This window comes from Nonomuraea sp. NPDC048901, from assembly GCF_040649695.1.
Taxonomy (GTDB): domain Bacteria; phylum Actinomycetota; class Actinomycetes; order Streptosporangiales; family Streptosporangiaceae; genus Nonomuraea.
Map to the genome: position 1 here is coordinate 317485 of NZ_JBEZFW010000014.1, position 16789 is coordinate 334273.

Here is a 16789-nt window from a genome sequence, read left to right on the forward strand (position 1 = left end):
GATCACTCCTGTAATGGGTCGGCCAGCGGGAAGGGAAGGCGGACGGGGTTCGGCGAGACCAGTGCCATGGCCTCGGCGAGCTTGCCGGCGGTCACCGAGCCGAGCGGTGCCACCACACGCAGGCCCAGCCTCCGCCAGGGGTCTTCCTGCGGTCTGGGCGGCTCGTCGAGCACCACCAGCCGGACACCGATGCCGGCGGTGCCGAGCCGGCGCGCGTACGTCGTCCAGTCCCAGCCGTGGGGACACCGCTGCGCCGGCCGCGGCACGTCGGCGACCGCGGCGGGATGCGGTGGCCGGCCGGCCACCACCAGCAGGATGCGGGGCCGGCTCGCCGGCTGGTGGGCGCAGCGCCGGGCCACCTCCTGCAGGGCGTCCTCCAGCGGCGCCGCGTTCCGGTTCCAGCGCGGCGCGGGGGCCGGCAGGGCGTCGAGCGTCTCCTGCGCCGCCGCTGGCGGGCCGAGCCAGCGCCCGTGCACGACGTGCTCGTCCGCCGCGCCCGCGTAGTGGTCGGTGTAGCCGAGAAGCGCGACGCCGGCCGCCACGGTGAGCTCCGCCGCGAGCAGGTCGAACAGCTCCGCGAGCAGCTTCCTGCGCCGCAGCGCCGCATCCTGCGGCCCGTTCAGCTCGACCAGGCAGATGATCTCCACCGGCCCGCTCCGGACGTGGATCCGTCCGGGCGCGAGCGCCTCCAGCTGGGCGAGGCTCCGCCGATCCGGCCGGGCGTCCGCGGGCGAGATCAGCCGTACCCGTCCCGGTGCCGTCAGCTCCGCCTCCACCGGGACGGGCACGCCCGGACGCAGTCTCACGGACCAGGCCCCGACGAGGCGGCGCGTGCCCGTCACCACGACCAGCACGGAGTCGCGGTCGGCCCCGCCCGGCGGGCAGCGGACCACGACCGTGGCGGTCTTCCCTGCGCGGTCCCCCGGAGCGAACAGCGGCCGGGAGGCCAGCCGGACCGTTCCGTCCTTCCCGACGTCGGCGGTGAGCAGGCCGTACGAGGTGTGCAGCGGCTGCTCGGCCAGGACGCGGGCCCACACGGGCGCGACCTCGCCGGCGTCGGCGGCGGCCCTCAGCTTCGGATGACACCGCCGCAGATGGCCGATCAGCTCGGCTGGCACCGTCCAGCCGGGGCAGCGGTTGACGGCGACCAGCACGGAATCGGCCGGCAGCTCGGACGCGGCCAGCAGGCCTTCGGCCCAGCCGGCCAGCCGCACGCTGATCTCAGCCCGATCCACTCCGGCCAGGCCGCCCGCGAGCTGAAAGCGCAGGTGCTCCGCGTCGGTCGCCAGCATGGGCAGCACCTCGCGCCACGGCTGGGACCGTCGCTCGGCCGGCGGCCCGCCGGGATCGGGGTCCGCGGCGGCGGCCCAGGTGATCGTGACGTCCTGCGCCCCGATCTCCACCAGGGCGAGGACCTGCCCGGCGGCCAGCGACGCGAAGGCCGCCGCCAGCACGGGATGGAGCGGCTCCGTCCGCGCCGCGGGGCGCTCCTTCGCCTGGTCCCAGTCCGCCCGGGTGGGCTCGCCGCGGAGCAGCGGGGCGATCGTGTCCCGGTCGCAGCCGGCCCATGCGGCGACCCGTACGTCGTGGGCGAGCTGCGCCGCGGCCAGCTCCGCCGCAAAGGCGGACCGGTTCCCCTCCCCCACGGTCCAGCTCGTACGCAGCGTCCAGCCGCACGCGCAGCGCTCGTGCTGGGTGATCGGCAGCCGGCAGACCGGGCAGGCGGGGCTACCGGTGCGCACAGGGGACGTCCTCTTCGTGGAAGGCGTTCGGATCGGCCCCGGGTTCCTCGGCGCATCGTGCGGCCAGTCGCGCGACCATCTCCTCGTGCAGGCCGCGCACGGTCCTGGCGTTGCCGAAGCCGGGCGCCCACCGGGCGGCCTCCAGCCAGGCGGCGCTCTTCGTCCGGGCCTGCGGCGACAGCGTGTACCCCTCCGCGGCGGCCATCGAGGCGAGGATCTCCACGAGTTCCGCCACCTCGTATCCGGAGAACTCGATGCGTTCGCCGAACCTGGAGGCGAGCCCGCTGTTGGCGGCCAGGAACCTGGCCATCTCGGCCGGATAACCGGCGGCGATGACGCTGAACTGGCCGCGTCTGTTCTCCATCTCCCGGGTGAGCGTGTCGATCGCTTCCCGCCCGAAGTCCTGTCCGGCCGCCTCCCCGCCGGGCGACAGGCTGTAGGCCTCGTCGATGAAGAGCACCCCGCCCCGGGCCTCCTCGATCCGCTTCCTCACCAGCGGCGCCGTCTGGCCGATGAAGCCGGCGACCAGGTCCGCCCGGTCGACCTCGACCACGTGCCCGCGCGAGAGCAGCCCCAGTTCCCGGAAGATCCTCCCGATCTGCCTGGCCACGGTGGTCTTTCCGGTGCCTGGCGGGCCGACGAACAGCAGATGCGGCGCCGGTACCTCGCCGCGCCCGCGGCGCTGGTTGTGCTGGATGCGCAGGACGGTCTTGCGCACACTCTCGTTGAGCGTCCGCATCCCGATCAGGGAGTTCAGCGGTCCGAGCAGCTCGGCGAGCGGCGGTGGCACGGGATCGAAGGTCCAGCGCTCGGGCAGATCGCGCGGGTCGAGCGGCGAGGAGCGGTCGTCGCGAACGCGCAGGGCCCAGCGCTGGGCTGTCTCATCGGCCAGTTCCCTCATCGCCCTGGCGTTGCCGAACCGCTCGGTCCGCTGGCGGTACAGCCGATCGACCGCCTTCTCCAGCGCGGCGTCGAACGCGGCTGTCCGCGCCAGCGTGCGGTCGTCCAGGAACGTGCGGCAGATGCTCGCCAGCGTCGGCGGCTCGTAGTCGGGGAAGTCCAGGAAGTTCGCCTTCGGGAACCGGCTCTCCAACCCGGGGTTGCTCGCCAGGAACTCGCGGATGGGCTCGCCGTAACCGGCCACGACCACCACCAGCCTCCGCCGGTCGTTCTCCATCCTGGCCAGCAGGACGTCGATCGCCTCCTGACCGAATCCGCCGGTCCCCTCGCCGTCGTTGAGCGTGTACGCCTCGTCGATGAACAACACGCCGTCCAGCGCCCGGTCGATCACCGCCTCGGTCTTGATCGCGGTCTCGCCCACGTACTGGCCGACCAGGTCGGCCCTGCCGGCCTCGACGAGGTGGCCCCGCCGAAGCAGACCGAGCTCCAGGAAGATCTCTCCGACCAGCCGCGCCACGGTGGTCTTGCCGGTCCCCGGGTTCCCCGTGAACACCATGTGCCGGGCCACGGGCTCCGAGCCCTCGGGCGGCTGCCAGCGCAGGTTCTCCAGGTGGCGGCGGACGGGTTCGAGTCCCTGGAGGTCTCGGAGCCGGTCCCACACGTCGCGCTGGGAGTACATGGAGCCGTCGATCCAGTTCTGCTCCCGGAGGGTGGCCGCCTCGAAGGGCTGCCGCCGGTCGCACAGGCCGCGCAGCCTTCCCTCCCACTCCCTGAGCGTCCGCCCCGCCGCCGCCATCTGCCTCACGAGCGAGGACAGCGTGGCCCAGTCCGCGACGGCGAGCCCACGGCTCACGTGCATCCGGTGCACCAGCCTGGTCAGCTCGGCCTCCTGCGGCGGCTCGACCCTCCCCGGGGTGCCGCGGCGCCGGCGCTCCGCGCGGACGGCCGCCCGCAGCCCCGGCAGATTCCGGCTGCTCTGGGCGTATCGCTCGATCTGGGAGAGCTCTTCGTTGTCGAAGAGCAGCAGGCAGAGGTTGCCGGCGCCCATGCGCCCGTCCAGCCAGCTGTCGAGGGCGGTGGCCAGGTCGCGGTGGCCGTCCAGCCAGGCGTCGATCACTTCGATCCGTTCCAGGATCATCGCGGTACGGGCGTCGCCCTTGCTCATCAACGACCGCATGAGCCGGATGGCGGAGACGTCTGTCATGACGCTGCGGACCTCCGCCCGCTCGGGCCGCGGCGGCTCCCGCAGGAGCACGGTGCCGAGGGGCCCTCCGACGGGGTGCCGGCGCGGGCGGACGGCGGGCGCCTCCTCCGCTGGTCCCAGCCGGGACGACGCATCGCGGACGGTCAGCATGTTCTCGATCGAGAAGAACACGATGCGTTCGAAACCGGCCGCGTGCAGCGTGTCGTGCAACGCCTGGCTCAGATCGACCCGGTGGTAGTCCTCGGTCACGAAGGCGTCTCGGGCGCCCTCGCCGTACAGGAGCAGCATCGGGGCACCTTCTCCGGCGGCCTCGTACAGGGGCCGCAACCGCTCCGGGACGGACAGACTTCGCTCCTTCACCTCAGTGTGCCCCCCGGCGCCGCGCCCGGATCCGCTCGAAGTCGCGCTCCTCGGGAGCCGGCTCGACCCCCGCGTCGGTGGCGTCGCCCACCGGGACGCCGTTCTGCCGCAGCACCTGCGACAGGTCCTGCGCGCGCTGGGAGCGGCGGTTCTGGGAACGCTCGTCGTCGTACGACAGGACCCGGATGCTCATCCCCGTGTCCCCGTGGGGCGCCACCTCCACCACGACCTCGCTGCTGTCGTGATGCCGCAGCTTGCTGTAGTGCGCCGCCCGGAAGTCCCCTTCCTCATAGGTCTCCTCCACGAAGGCGAACCCCTGATCCGTCAGCGCGTCGATCACCTGTTCCGCGGTGTTGGCCCGGAACTGCGCGGCGATGACTCGGCGGCCAGCCCGTTCGGCCAGGGAGTCCAGCCGCGTCTCGTAGCCGGGCGCGACCTGAACGATGATCGCCCGGAGCTCCTCCACGGTCAGCGGGCTCTGCTCGCCCGTCGCGATACGCGTCCGCTCCTGGATCTCGGCCAGCAGCGCGCTCAGGCCTCCATCGGTCCAGTGGTCCACGTCCACGGTGGCGCCGGGCAGGTCGGGCACCGGCACCTCGGCGTTGAGCCGTCCCGTCTCGGCCACCCGGTGCAGCGCGGCCAGCGCCTCGGCCTGCGTCCGCAACCATTCGGTCTCGAGCAACTGGACGTCGGCGCGCAGCTCGCTGAGATCGTGGTAGAGCTGCTGGACGGTGGCGAGGGAGTACGCGGGTTCCTGCTCCTGGAGCATCCGCCCGGCGTCGGCGAGCCGCTGATGGAGCCGGTCGAGCCGTCCGGGGGCGAACCGCTCGTGCGGCAGTCCCTCGACGACGTCGTGCATGACCCGGGCGTCCTGGTAAAGGGCGCGCGCCACCTCGGACGCCCGCTCGCGGCCGGCCTTCAGGTCGTCCACGCGCTCGGACAGCTTCTCGATCTGCGCCTGCCGCTCGGAACGTTCCCGCCTGATGTCCCTGCGCAGCTGCTCGGCCATCTTCCTCGTTTCCTTGCGCACGTCCGTGAGGGCGTCGGCCTGCTTGCGCAGTTCCACGCCGACCCAGGCCTCCAGCTGCCGGGTGTTCGCGCTCAGCGCGGACAGGTCCTTTTCCACCTGGTCCTGCCGACGGGAGAGCGTCGTCTGGACCCGGTTGAGATCGGCCATGTTCTGCCGCCGGATGTTCTCCAGCATCCCGGGCAGCTCGCGCTGGACCTGAGCCAGTTTCCCGGCCGCCCGCTGGGCCGAGTTCCAGGCTGTCTCGTCGACCATGATGCGCTTGGTGCCGCTCACGTCCCATCCCTTCCGATCGTGTTCCAGGCAGCGGTGAGGCCGCTGGGCGGGACTCCCACCAGCAGGACGTCCCGGTCGTTGACATGAAGCTCGGCGCGGCGCGGCGTGCCGGTGAAGTCGAGGCCGCGCAGCCGATCCGTCAGGTGATGCACCCGCTGGTTGGCGCTGCCGCGCAGACCGCGGTCGTCGTTGCGGGATGCGACGTACCGCCCGTCGATGAGAACGTCGACCTCGGCGAGCAGTTCTCCGGCGGCCGGTCGCCCGGCCAGTTCCTCCAGGCGGAAACCGGTGAAGCAGATGAGCGAGACCTCCTTGACCGCGCGCACGGCCCGGGCGGTCTCCGCCAACCCGGCGGCCTGCGCCATCGGTTCCCCGCCCGAGAACGTCAGCCCGGTCACGCGGGGATCGCTGAGGAGGGCGGCGGCCAGCTCGTCCGGGGTCATCTCCCGGGCCGGGCGGTCGGGGATCCAGTCCGGCGCCAGGCATCCCCGGCAGTGGAAGGGGCAGCCCTGCACCCACACCACGGCGCGGACGCCCGGGCCGAGCGCTCTAGTCGCCGTGCAGATCTCGGCCACGTTCAGCACAGGGTCACCTGCCCCTGCGGAACAGAGCGGTCAGCGTTCCCCAGTGAGCGATCCTGCGGCGGCCGTTGCCCGGCTCGCCGGCCGCGGCCAGCACCGGGTTCGCCGGCGGCTGGACGCCCGTCGGCGCCGCTTCTTGGATCGGCAGCGGCAGCGTCCCGCCCACGTCGACGTACCTGTCGAGATCGTGCGGCAGGAGCCGGAGCTCGCGATCGCGCCACAGGTCGAGTGATCGCTGCGCCACCGCCAGCTCGGCCTCGGCCGTCTGCTGCGCCATGGCCTCCAGAACTTTGGCACGTTCCCGTGCCACGTAGTCGGCATAGAGGATCTCGTCGTTGTTGGCGAGGAATCCGGCCTGGCGTTCCTTGCGAGCGTTCTGCTTGCCGAGTTCGAGCCGCTCCCTCTCGTACGTCTCGAGCAGTTCGTCATATCTGGTCGGCCGGCCCAGCAGGAACAGGATCTTCACGAAGATGGGCAGGCACTCCAGCGTGGTGATCAGCAGGAACACCAGGGTGCGCCACAGTCCCAGCGTGAAGTCGTCGCCCGCGGCCCGGTCCAGCGCCTTCAGCCGGATCAGGAACCCCTTGTTGGCCGCGTTCTTCTCCTCGAAGGCGCTCTGCTGGTCGCTCTGCGCGCCTTGCAGCAGCTTCAGCCTCGCCTGGACGATGGGCAGTCGTGTCCGCGCCTCCTTCAGCGTGTCGCCGGCCGCCGTCTCGGCGCTTCGCCGGATGCTCTCGCTCCGCTCGGTGAGCTGTCGCCGGTAGATGGCGATCTGTCTCTCGGCGTCGGCCTGCTTGCGCTTGTACTCCCTCCAGTGCGGCCCGCGGCCGGCGTCGTGCCTGACGCGCCCCTTGCATTTCTCGCCCGTCTCCTCGCAGACCGCCGCGTCCGCGTTGGTGTCGCGTTTGTCCTCCAGCGTTCTGAGGAGCGCGTTGAGGCGGACGACCTCCGGGTCCCTTCCCGGGGCGACCGCCGCGCCACCGCCCGCGATCGTGGCCACGAGGGCCGACCGCGCGCTCTGGAGCTTCTTGATCTCCTCGACCAGGGGACCGCTGTTCAGCCTGCGCTGGTACGCCTCGGACTGCTCGATCCTGATATTGGTGATCTCGGCCTCGACCTCCGGGCCGAAGATCTGCAGGACCAGCGGCGTGGAGATGATCACGCCGAACAGCAGGGCCAGCACGGCACGCGGTATCGCGATCTTGAGAATGTCGCGTCTGCGGGCACTGCGCTGCAGCGAAGACACCAGCCAGCGGTCCAGGTTCAGAATGGCAAGGAACCACACCACGGAGACGAGCCCGGCGGCGGCGATCGAGGCGTTCAAGGCCATGCTCAGGGCGAAGAACATCGAAACACCGGCAAGTGTGGCCGTCGTGAGAACGGCACCGCCCATCCCCTGATATTTGGGACGATCGCTCGGCGTTTGATCAAGAATGTACGGGTCGGCGCCGGACAACCAGATCAGGAATGATCGGCGGCTACGCGGCCGTAAAGGCCGAGGAACGGCCGGCCGGGCCACGGGCGACTGGGTCATCTACCCTCACTTTTCCATGCATCTTGCCTGCCAGAGGGGCAACGAGCCGGGCCGTGAGGGGCGGGGCGTCCCGGCGGGAGCACTTGGAACGCGGGCGCCCGCGGAATCGAGACCCGCACCTGGATCGGCCGCCGTGGCCAGCGGCGCAGGAAGGACCGCCAGAGGCGGTCGGCTCGAACTTTCGTCGCCTGACGTCCGGCGAGTGCGTTGATCTCGCGGACTCGTAACTCCACCGAGGGGACGGCCAGTCGAAGTCGTCCGAAAACGACAACGGCGAAACCCTCCTCGCGCCCCCCATTCACCTACGTGCTCCCCGTAATGCCTAATAAGAAGCCGAATGTGTCCCCCGAGGCGTCAGCTTATATCAAAGACCACTTAGAGTGACACCTCTCAGCATGTGGTCATTTTTGCCACATTAACGGAGCTGCGATGAAAATGCGTCGCTCTGTTAAACCACCCTTCACGGGCAGCCGTCGGGGTGATTTATTTATATTTCGTGGAAGATATAATGATTTGCCTTTACATGGCCACTATGTGGCTAATGTCGTAATCATGATGGTTGCCGCATATTTAGCCGGGTAAGCCCCGTTATCACCGGAGCCTTGCGGCGCTCCCGAGCGTCTTGCCGGTTTCGGCGAGCCCCTCGTCGTCGCCGATGGGCGCTGCTGGAGGCTGCTTCTGACGGGAACCGAGAGCGGCGAGCCGTGGCCCGCCCGGCTTCCGGGGGTGGACGTCCCGGTCCAACAGCCAGGTGGAACCTGACCGACGATCCCGCGACGGTCGCGCCCGTGCTTACCGGATCGCTTCTCGCCGGCCGTCCTCCGGGCGGCGTGGCGACGTGAGGCGTGGATCGTGGCTACCATGGCGCTCGACCGTTCTATAGCTGGCTGAAGTTTCCCAGCGCATAAGATTAGAGCTCACTGTACTACAAGGGTTGTCGAAATATCCGATACTTCCTCGGCATGGATGTCTCGGACGTCGGTCATCAGCCGGCGTGCCGCCGGGCAGCGCCGGGTGAGCTCTTCCCACCGGCCGAGGAGGTCGGTGCGCAGCCGGGCGGGCAGGGCGACCTCGTCCCCGGCCAGCAGGCGCAGCGGCCCGGTCACGTACGTGGCGGCCAGCCGCGGCAGCGCCGCCAGTTCCGATGCCCCATGTTCTGCGGCCCGCCGCAGCGTGCGCCCCACCGGGCGGAGGCAGCCCGGGAATCCCGGGAGGCGGCCGATCCGCTCGGCGAGCCCGTCCCGCAGGCAGCCGGCGACCGTGCCCTCGCCGCGTTCCAGGCTCTCCAGCAGCGCGACCAGTTCGACCGCCATGGCGTAGGACTCGGCGGCCAGCAGTCCGGGCCCGAACTCGGCGGCGGAGGGGCCCGCCGGATCGCCGCATGAGGCGAGCGGCCGGGCATCGGGCGTCTCTCCCGCCATCGCAAGGTGGTCGAGGTGCGCTCCCTCGTGGATGCCCCGCCAGACGCGGCGCCACGGCTCGGGCGCGCGGCGGGGCACGTCGACCAGCACGGCCGGGTGGCCGGGCAGCCGCATCCACAGCCGCCGGGCGAGCCCCGTGTAGTCCCGTCCCGGCACCACCAGGTGTCCGCGCCGGGCGGAGGGCCGGTATTTCTCACCCCACCAGAGGTGGTCCGCGGCCCGGTCAGGCACGCGCACGTGCCCGCGGTGCGCGGGCAGCGCGTCGCAGAACTCGGCGAGCGCCGCGCACATGTGCCACGTGCTCCCTGCCACGGTAGGGACCGGGCCGGGCGGCTCGGCCGCCGGGTAATAGCGGGGCACCGGCCCGGCGAAGGCGCGCAGCGCGCGGAGTCGCGCTGCGGCGAGGCCACCGCGGCGCACGCCGCTCGCCGCGATCACCTGGTCCAGCCCGGCGAAGGCACTCGGCCGGGCGAGTACCGCGCACCCCAGCGCCACCTCGGCCCAGCCGTAGACCGTCCACGCGGCGGCCTCGGCTCCTTCCGCGGGGACGCAGGCCGCCGCGCTCGCTGCGGCGGCCGCCCACGCGCGCGCCCCGATCATGACGCCCACAACCGCACGCGCAGCAGCAGGCGGTGCGGATCCTGGAAGGACGTGCGGGCGTGCATGACTCTGTGGTTGTCGATGACGATCACGTCCCCGGGCCGGTGCTCCAATCGAACCGCTCCGGGCAGCACCCTCAGCAGCGAGCCGAACCAGAACGCCACCGTGCGCCGCTCCTGGGTCAGGCCCACCAGGTTGTCGCCGCGCCAGCGCACGGTTCCGTCGCCCGGCATGACCGCCGCTCGGGGCGAGACGTCCGCCGGCCCGCCGCTGAACGTCTCGGGCACCCTCCACCTCCATCTCGGCTCTGCCAGCGCCGCGAGGACGCGCTCGCCGAGATCGTGCCGCCGCAGTCCGGCGTCCACCGTGGCGGCATCGAGCAGCAGCGTCAGCCCGCCGTCCCGCGCGGGCCGCACGACGAACATGCAGACGAGGTCCTCGGGACGGGGGCGGTAGGCGGCGTCGGTGTGGAAGTCCACCGCACCCGCCCGTTCCGAGAAGGTGGCCGAGGCATCCGTTCTCGACGGCCGTACCGGCCAGATCTCCCGGCCCGCGTCCCTGCGTGACGGCGTTCCGAACCGTCGCGCCAGGGACAGTACCCTCGCGTGGTCCACCGCCTCGCCGTCGGCGAAGCACAGACTGGTGCGCAACACCGCCCATCCGTGATCGGCCAGATGGCGCCTGGCGGCGGTGAGGTTCATCTCGTTCATCGAATCGCCCCTCCCTGGAATCTGTGGGTGCGATATCCAGGCAACCAGCGCGGTCGTCCGCAACCCGGGCGCATCCTGGTCGTAAACCGGCCGATCCTTGTTCGGCCTGAAGCCATAGCCTGGTACGAACCTTGTGGCCATCAAAACAATAGCCAGATATAGTCAACTCATGATCCACTCTGCGACCTCCGACGAGGCTCAGGAACGCAGGCTCGCCGCGATCGGGGCCGCCTCGGCGACGGCGTTCCGGCACAACGCCTACCAGCAGGTACGAGCCGAGGACGTGGCCGAACTGGTGCGCCTGCCCAGGAAGGGCGAGAAGGGCAAGGCTCGCAGCGCGGTGTGGCTCTACAACGAGGTCCGCAGCCGCCGCGTGCTGGTGGCCCTGGCGCTCAAGCACGCGTTCGACGGGTTCGCCGCCGACGAGGACCAGGAGCCGGAGCCACCCGAAACCGTCGCCGACGCGCAGGCGTTGGTCGCCGCCGCTCTCGTCCGGATCGCCGCCTTCGGCAAGGCGGAGCGGTTCCTCGTCGCTCAGGTCAGGCTCGGCATCGGCGACATCTCCACCTCGGAGAAACGGCCGTCCTCCCCGCAGAGCAGCCCCGTGTGGCCGGACGGCCCCTTCGGGGACGTCGCCGCGTCCGGCTGGGAGGGGCGGGTGACCGCGTACGCGCAGTATCTCGCCCCGCGCATCGAGACGGCGGTGTCGGCGGTCGCCGTGCCCCCGGCGGGCTGGGCGCGCGAGAGCGCGGAGCGGCTGTCCGAGCTGGCCTTCCGCGCCCTGTGCGACGACGCCGAAGGGGCGAGCGAGCGGCAGGCCGACGCACTGGCCGCGTACTGGTTCGAGCGCGACGTCGTGCCGCTGGCCGGAGAGTGGGTGAACGCGTTGCGCACCGCCGAGCGCGCCGCCGCGCTCACCGCCCACGACGGAGCGGGGCCCAGGATCAGGACGGCCGCCCTGGAGGAAATCCTGCGGATCCTCATCGACGGCACGCCGCTCACCGCCCGGGCGGTCCGGGTGGCGGCGGACCTGGCCCAGCAGCTGGAGGCTCCGGCAGGTGCCGGTGGGTCGGTGGACGATCTGCGCCTGCTGTGCGACATCGAGAGCCGGCACGGGCTGCTCCTGCTGCGGCTCGGCGACCCGGCCGGAGCCGTCGCACGGCTGGAGCGATCGCGCGAGGTGGCCGCCCGACTGCCCGATGGGCAGGAGGTCGAGTCCTACCTGGCGCGGGCGGACCACAACATCGCCGACGCCCTGATCGCCATGGACCGCCCGGCGGAGGCCGCCGTCCTGCTGGGGAAGGTCGAGGCGACGCGGGCGAAGGGCGTATCCGGAGAGGGCGTGAGCCCGCGCTGGCGCAGGCTCACGCTCACCCGCCAGGCCGCGGTCAGGGCGGCGACCAGGTCGGGGCGGGTGATCCGCGGTGTGCTGCTGGCGGAGGAGGTGCTGCGCGACCGGGTCCAGCGGCTCGGCCCCGGCAACGTGAACGCTGCGTCGGCGCAGGTGACGCTCGCCGAGGCGCTGCTCGCGGCGGGTGACCCCATTCACGCGCGCCGGCACCTGCTCGAAGCCATGAGCTGCCAGGCGCAGCACTTCCCGGCCGACGGCTACTGGCGCCAGTACAACAACGTGCGGCTGGCCGAGATCGAGCTGACCGCCGGCTTCCCCGCCCTGGCCATCAGCACGCTCGTCGGCGCGGCGGTCAGCACGCCGTGGTTCGAGCGCCAGGTCTCCAAGCGGCTGTCCCAGGAGGCCGCGATCCTGCACGCCAAGGCGTTGACGGCCGACGGCGCTGCCGGGACGGCGCTCGATCTGCTCGACCGGTTCTCCCCCCGCGATCGAGCGGCCTCCCGGGCCAGGACCGAGGCTCTGCTGTCGCTCGGCCGCGCGGACGAGGCCGCCACCGTCCTGGAGTCCGTGGCCGAGATCGAGCGCGGCCTCGGTGACGACTCTCCCGGTCTGGCCCGTACGTTGCTGCTGGCGGCTCGCACAGCCGACGCCCGCGGCCGGGCCGAGGAGAGCGAGGCCTTCGCCGCCGCGCTGGAGGCGATGGCCGGCCCCGCACTCGACCCTCAGCATCCGACCGTGCTGGCCGGACGGCTGGCGACCGCGGCCCGGCGGGCCCGGGCCGGTCTGGCCGGCGAGGTCCCGGCGCTGCTCGCCCCGCTGCTCGCGCGCACGCCGCTCGAGCACGCGCGCCCCGCGCTGGCCGAGGGCCATCCGCTGCTGGCCGAGGCCAGGGCGCTCGCCGCCCGCCTCGGCGCCTCGGTCCCGGCGGGCGCCTCCGACCAGCTCTGGGGAGACATCTGAGAAGGCCCGCGCTGAGGGCGGGACAGGCGGTCGTACGTGGTGTCGCGCGCCTGGGCAGCCTCGTCGATCGGTGCGACGATGGTCGGATGGCAGCTGCAATCCGGCACGCGGATCTGGTCGCGGATCTGAGAACGGTACGCGAGCGAGGGTTGCTCAGGCTCCGCCGCACGCCGCTCCCCGCGTTGACAGCCGCGGCGCAGGCGCTCGGCCCTCCGATCGACGCCGAGTTGGTGCCGTCCTCGATCGCGTCCCTGCTCGACCAGGTGGTCAACGGCATGAAGGACGGCACACTGGCGACGGCGTGCGCGTACACGTTCGGGATCATCGCCGGCACCCGGGACTGGTCGGCGCAGAGCCGCAGGCGGCGGGCGTCGGAGGTGTACGCCGTGTCGCCGGAGCGCTTTCGCAAGCACCACGAGCGGGTGATCATCGAGTATGTCGCCGAGGAGATCCTGCGCCTGCGCGGCGGGCGCAGTCAGCTGGCTCCGGACGAGGAGCTGCCCTTGGGGGCCCGCCGCCGGCTGGTCCTGGGCCGGACCGGACACGAGCGGTACGTGACCGTCTGCCGCATGCCGGTGCAGACGCTGCGCGACATGGACATCCTGGTCTCCTCCGAGAACGTGTACCTGGAGATGTCCAAGATCTTCAAGTCGTCCCTGTCGGCCAGCCTGCGCGCCGCGGCGGCGCGCAGGAACGACGCCGGCGAGCTGATCGACGACGTCCTGCAGCGGGAGTTACGCCTCTGGTCACTCGAGCACGGCCGGGAAGGCCTGGCCGTCGCGCCGGGCACCGTGGTCCCCACCTCGCCGGGGGAGCTGGCGCGCAGTGGGGTCAGGCGCATCTACCACGCGGCGACGGCGATCCCGCGCACGCACACGAACGACTACGACGTCGAGCCCACGGGCGTGGTGCGAGCGGTCAGCAACGCGTTCCAGCTGGCCGGGCAGGAACGCGACAGATACGCACCGTCCCTGCGATCGATCTGCTTCCCGCTGTTCGGCGCCGGTCGCGGCGGCCTGGCCCCCGGGACGAGCTTCGCCTACCTGTGGGCCGGACTCGAGCCTCAGTTGTCGGACGCCTGGGAGGTGTACTTGCTGACGCGCAGCACAGAGGGCTGCGCGGCGGTGCTGCGTTCGTTGTCGGACCTCGGCGCGCGTCCCGCGTGACCCCGCACGGCGCGAGCCTGCGCCTGCCGGTTATCACATCCGCCCAGGTCATGACCATGAGGGCTTCGCGTGGCGGCGCGAGCTCCAAGCATCAAGGCGACGGAACCAAGTGCGGCAGGATGATCGACCGTGCTCCTTCGCCTGGCCTACCTCGCCGTCACGAACGCTTTTGCCGCGCTGCCGTTGCTCCCCGTGAGCGATCGGGATAAGGACGTGGAGATTCTTGCTCTGCGTCACCAGATCGCCGTCCTTGAACGCCAGCTCGGCGCTGACACCAGAGTGAGATTCGCGCCTGAGGACCGGGCCTTTCTCGCCGCTCTCCTGACCTCGATGCCGCGCGAGGTCCTGCGCCGGCTGCGGCTCCTCGTCCGGCCGGATACGGTGTCCCGCTCGGAAATACGGTTTCACACTGTGAGCTGGGTTTTTGCTGCGCGATCAAGATGGCGGCTGCGACTATGGCGAGGTGTTGTTGTCGGTTGTCTACCGGTTGGTGAGGGGCTTGTTCGGCCTGCTGGTAGTCCTGATCCGTGCCGATCTGTCCAAGGACGTTGAGCTGCTGGTGCTCCGTCACGAGAACCAGGTGTTACGCCGTCAACTCGGTGGCCGGCTGCGGTGGGATCACGCCGACCGACTCTGGCTGGCAGCGTTGTCTCGGCTGATCCCCCGCCGCCGGTGGACGGAGCTGTTCCCGGGCACCCCGGCAACGATCCTGCGTTGGCATCGTCACCTCGTGGCGCGTAAGTGGACCTTCACCGATAGGCGGCGCCCGGGGCGGCCCGGAACCCGCTGGCCGGTAAAGGCACTGATTGTGCGGATGGCGCGGGAGAACCCGACCTGGGGACACCGGAGAATTCAAGGTGAGTTGGCGCGCCTTGGCTACTCGATAGCAGCCTCCACGGTGTGGGAGATTCTCCACGCGGCTGGTATCGATCCGGCGCCTCGCCGGGCCGGGCCGACCTGGCGGCAGTTCCTGGCCGCTCACGCCCACGCGATCACCGCGTGTGACTTCCTGGTGGTCGAGACGGTGCTGCTCAAACGGCTGTATGTACTGATCTTCATCGAGCACGGCACCCGACAACTGCACCTGGCCGGAGTAACCGCCCACCCGACCGGAGCATGGACCGTGCAGCAGGCCCGCAACCTGGCAATGAACGTGAGTGACCGCATCGCCGGGCTGCGATTCCTGATCCACGACCAGGATCCGCTCTTCACCTCCACCTTCAGGCAGGTCTTCGAAGCCGAAGGGCTGCAGGTCATCACCACGCTGCCACGGACGCCGAGGATGAACGCCATCTGCGAGCGCGTCATCGGCACGCTGCGCCGTGAACTCCTGGACCGGATCCTGATCCTCAACGAACGCCACCTGGCCCTCGTGCTCCAGGAGTACCTGATCCACTACAACGGGCACCGGCCGCACCAATCCCGGCACCAACGACCCCGGACCTCACAACGCCGCCCACCCACGACGTGACCGACCTCAACGACTTGCGATCCATCCGCCGAAAACCCGTCGTCACCGACGTGATCAACGAATACCATCACGCCGCATAACCGCAGCTCAAGCCACGTAACTCAATATTCGAGCGGCACAGGATACGCCGTTGCTGCGAAACTCCCAAGAATCGAAATCGAGTGGAAGTCGCCAAAGGTGGGCGACACTCTCAAGGAGTCAAACGTTAATACACTTTGGCTTCTTTTGTATGATGAACATCAGCAGACCAAGGTAGAGACGGCGTCTGAAAATTATGCTGGCTACCAAGGATCTGGCTTCACTTGGCGGAGCTCAGGACATGGATGGACGCCCCCAACACCATTCGGCCTGTGGACAATTATAAGCGAGGAACGCAGTGCTAACAGAGCGCTTTTCTGGGCGGGAATACTTCTTGGCGGTGCAGTGTCACTGCTGATTTGGGCCGGGGATTTGGCGATCAATAGATATAGAGATAAATCAAAGTCGGCGCACGCGGACACATAGTAAAGTCAGAGAACTTCCCTCCTTGGCTAGTGATGAAGGCGGCTGGTCAATCCTCGTTACCGTCTGGTGGCATGGGTGGATGTGCGGTGATGGGGTAGGTTGCGGACCCCAAATAGCCGTACTTGGCGTACCACGCAGCTCGACGCGACTCTTCCTCTTGACGGTCCAGGTCGCGAAGCCGGCTTCGCGCTAGGCCCGATGCGTAGGCTAGCTCGCTGGCGACTGCCTTTGCGAGCCATTCTCGCGCCTCGACTCTCCGCCCGTGCTCCGCCTCCAGGCTGCCAAAGTCGACCATCGCCACGGGCGCGATTTCCTGGTGACCGAGTCCTGGTGGCCAGACTCCACCGCCCGCACAAACCACTCGCGGGCCTCCTCCACCCGCCCGCGCTTCACCTCCAGGACGCCAAGGTCGACCATCGCCTTTGGCGCGGAGTCTTGGTGACCGGACTCCACCGCTCACGCCCACCAATGGCGGGCCTCCTCCAGCCGCCCCTGCTCCACCTCCAGGCTGCCAAGGTTGACCATCGCCCTCGGCGAGTCAGGATGACTAGATTCCACAGCTCGCACCAGCCATTGACCGCAACGGCCGAAGTCATGGATGGCGTAGAACTGATCAGCAATGGTCATCAGTACGGGCAGGGTGATGTCAGCGGTGGGAAAGTGCTCCAGGAGTTGGGCAGCGGCCTCGAAGTCGCCGTTGTCGAGCGCTGTGTAGCCGACTTTAAGTAGATCTTTGCCGTCGAGATACCGGCGGGCGTAATTCCACAGAGCCGGGGCGATGGGCCAACCGATCGGTTCCACTTCTGCGGCGAGTACGGCCAGCAACTGATGTGGCCGATAGGGGGCAGTGAACCTTTTTCATCCCCAGGCGGCAGGGGTGCTGGTCACAGCATGATCGCGAGCTTGGTGTTCGCCTGACGACGTAAGAAACCCCTGGTAGACGGGTTGATCACCACAACCAGATCCGTCACAACCAGGGGCT

The 16789-nt window shown here is 70.1% G+C and carries 11 protein-coding genes; 3 read left to right on the forward strand and 8 right to left on the reverse strand.

Translation table 11 applies throughout. The features are described 5' to 3' along the window. Positions 1-2: 2 nt before the first annotated feature. From AB0C30_RS40160 to AB0C30_RS40190, 7 genes are all read right to left on the reverse strand, one after another. A complete protein-coding gene (locus tag AB0C30_RS40160; protein ID WP_357953913.1) occupies positions 3-1742 on the reverse strand; it encodes a hypothetical protein in 1740 nt (579 codons plus the stop codon). Further along, a complete protein-coding gene (locus AB0C30_RS40165; RefSeq protein ID WP_357953915.1) occupies positions 1729-4206 on the reverse strand; it encodes an AAA family ATPase in 2478 nt (825 codons plus the stop codon). Before AB0C30_RS40165 ends, AB0C30_RS40160 begins: the two co-directional genes overlap by 14 nt. A 1-nt stretch (position 4207) precedes the next feature. Further along, positions 4208-5509 carry a hypothetical protein gene (locus tag AB0C30_RS40170; protein WP_357953917.1) on the reverse strand — a complete coding sequence of 434 codons (1302 nt, stop codon included), beginning with the start codon at positions 5507-5509 and terminating at the stop codon, positions 4208-4210. After that, positions 5506-6093 carry a 4Fe-4S single cluster domain-containing protein gene (locus AB0C30_RS40175; protein ID WP_357953919.1) on the reverse strand — a complete coding sequence of 196 codons (588 nt, stop codon included), beginning with the start codon at positions 6091-6093 and terminating at the stop codon, positions 5506-5508. The genes AB0C30_RS40170 and AB0C30_RS40175 overlap by 4 nt, the downstream gene beginning before the upstream one ends. Positions 6094-6097: 4 nt before the next feature. Then, complete coding sequence (locus AB0C30_RS40180) at positions 6098-7624, reverse strand: DUF4407 domain-containing protein (protein WP_357953921.1); 1527 nt, start codon at positions 7622-7624, stop codon at positions 6098-6100. Between the two features lie 917 nt (positions 7625-8541). Further along, on the reverse strand, positions 8542-9645 hold the full coding sequence (locus AB0C30_RS40185) for a hypothetical protein (RefSeq protein ID WP_357953923.1): 1104 nt from the start codon (positions 9643-9645) through the stop codon (positions 8542-8544). After that, a complete protein-coding gene (locus tag AB0C30_RS40190; RefSeq protein WP_357953925.1) occupies positions 9642-10355 on the reverse strand; it encodes a TauD/TfdA family dioxygenase in 714 nt (237 codons plus the stop codon). Before AB0C30_RS40190 ends, AB0C30_RS40185 begins: the two co-directional genes overlap by 4 nt. 169 nt (positions 10356-10524) lie before the next feature. Here AB0C30_RS40190 and AB0C30_RS40195 point away from each other — a divergent pair, with 169 nt between their 5' ends. The 3 genes from AB0C30_RS40195 (at position 10525) to AB0C30_RS40205 (ending at position 15303) form a co-directional block, all read left to right on the forward strand. Beyond that, positions 10525-12666 (forward strand): hypothetical protein, encoded by a 2142-nt coding sequence (locus AB0C30_RS40195; protein ID WP_357953927.1) that lies wholly within the window; start codon positions 10525-10527, stop codon positions 12664-12666. A gap of 86 nt (positions 12667-12752) precedes the next feature. Beyond that, positions 12753-13832 carry a hypothetical protein gene (locus tag AB0C30_RS40200; protein ID WP_357953929.1) on the forward strand — a complete coding sequence of 360 codons (1080 nt, stop codon included), beginning with the start codon at positions 12753-12755 and terminating at the stop codon, positions 13830-13832. 898 nt (positions 13833-14730) lie between these two features. Further along, a complete protein-coding gene (locus AB0C30_RS40205) occupies positions 14731-15303 on the forward strand; it encodes an integrase core domain-containing protein (protein WP_357953931.1) in 573 nt (190 codons plus the stop codon). A 960-nt stretch (positions 15304-16263) separates the two neighbouring features. Here the strand turns inward: AB0C30_RS40205 and AB0C30_RS40210 are convergent. Next, complete coding sequence (locus tag AB0C30_RS40210) at positions 16264-16632, reverse strand: hypothetical protein (RefSeq protein WP_357953933.1); 369 nt, start codon at positions 16630-16632, stop codon at positions 16264-16266. Positions 16633-16789: the final 157 nt, after the last annotated feature.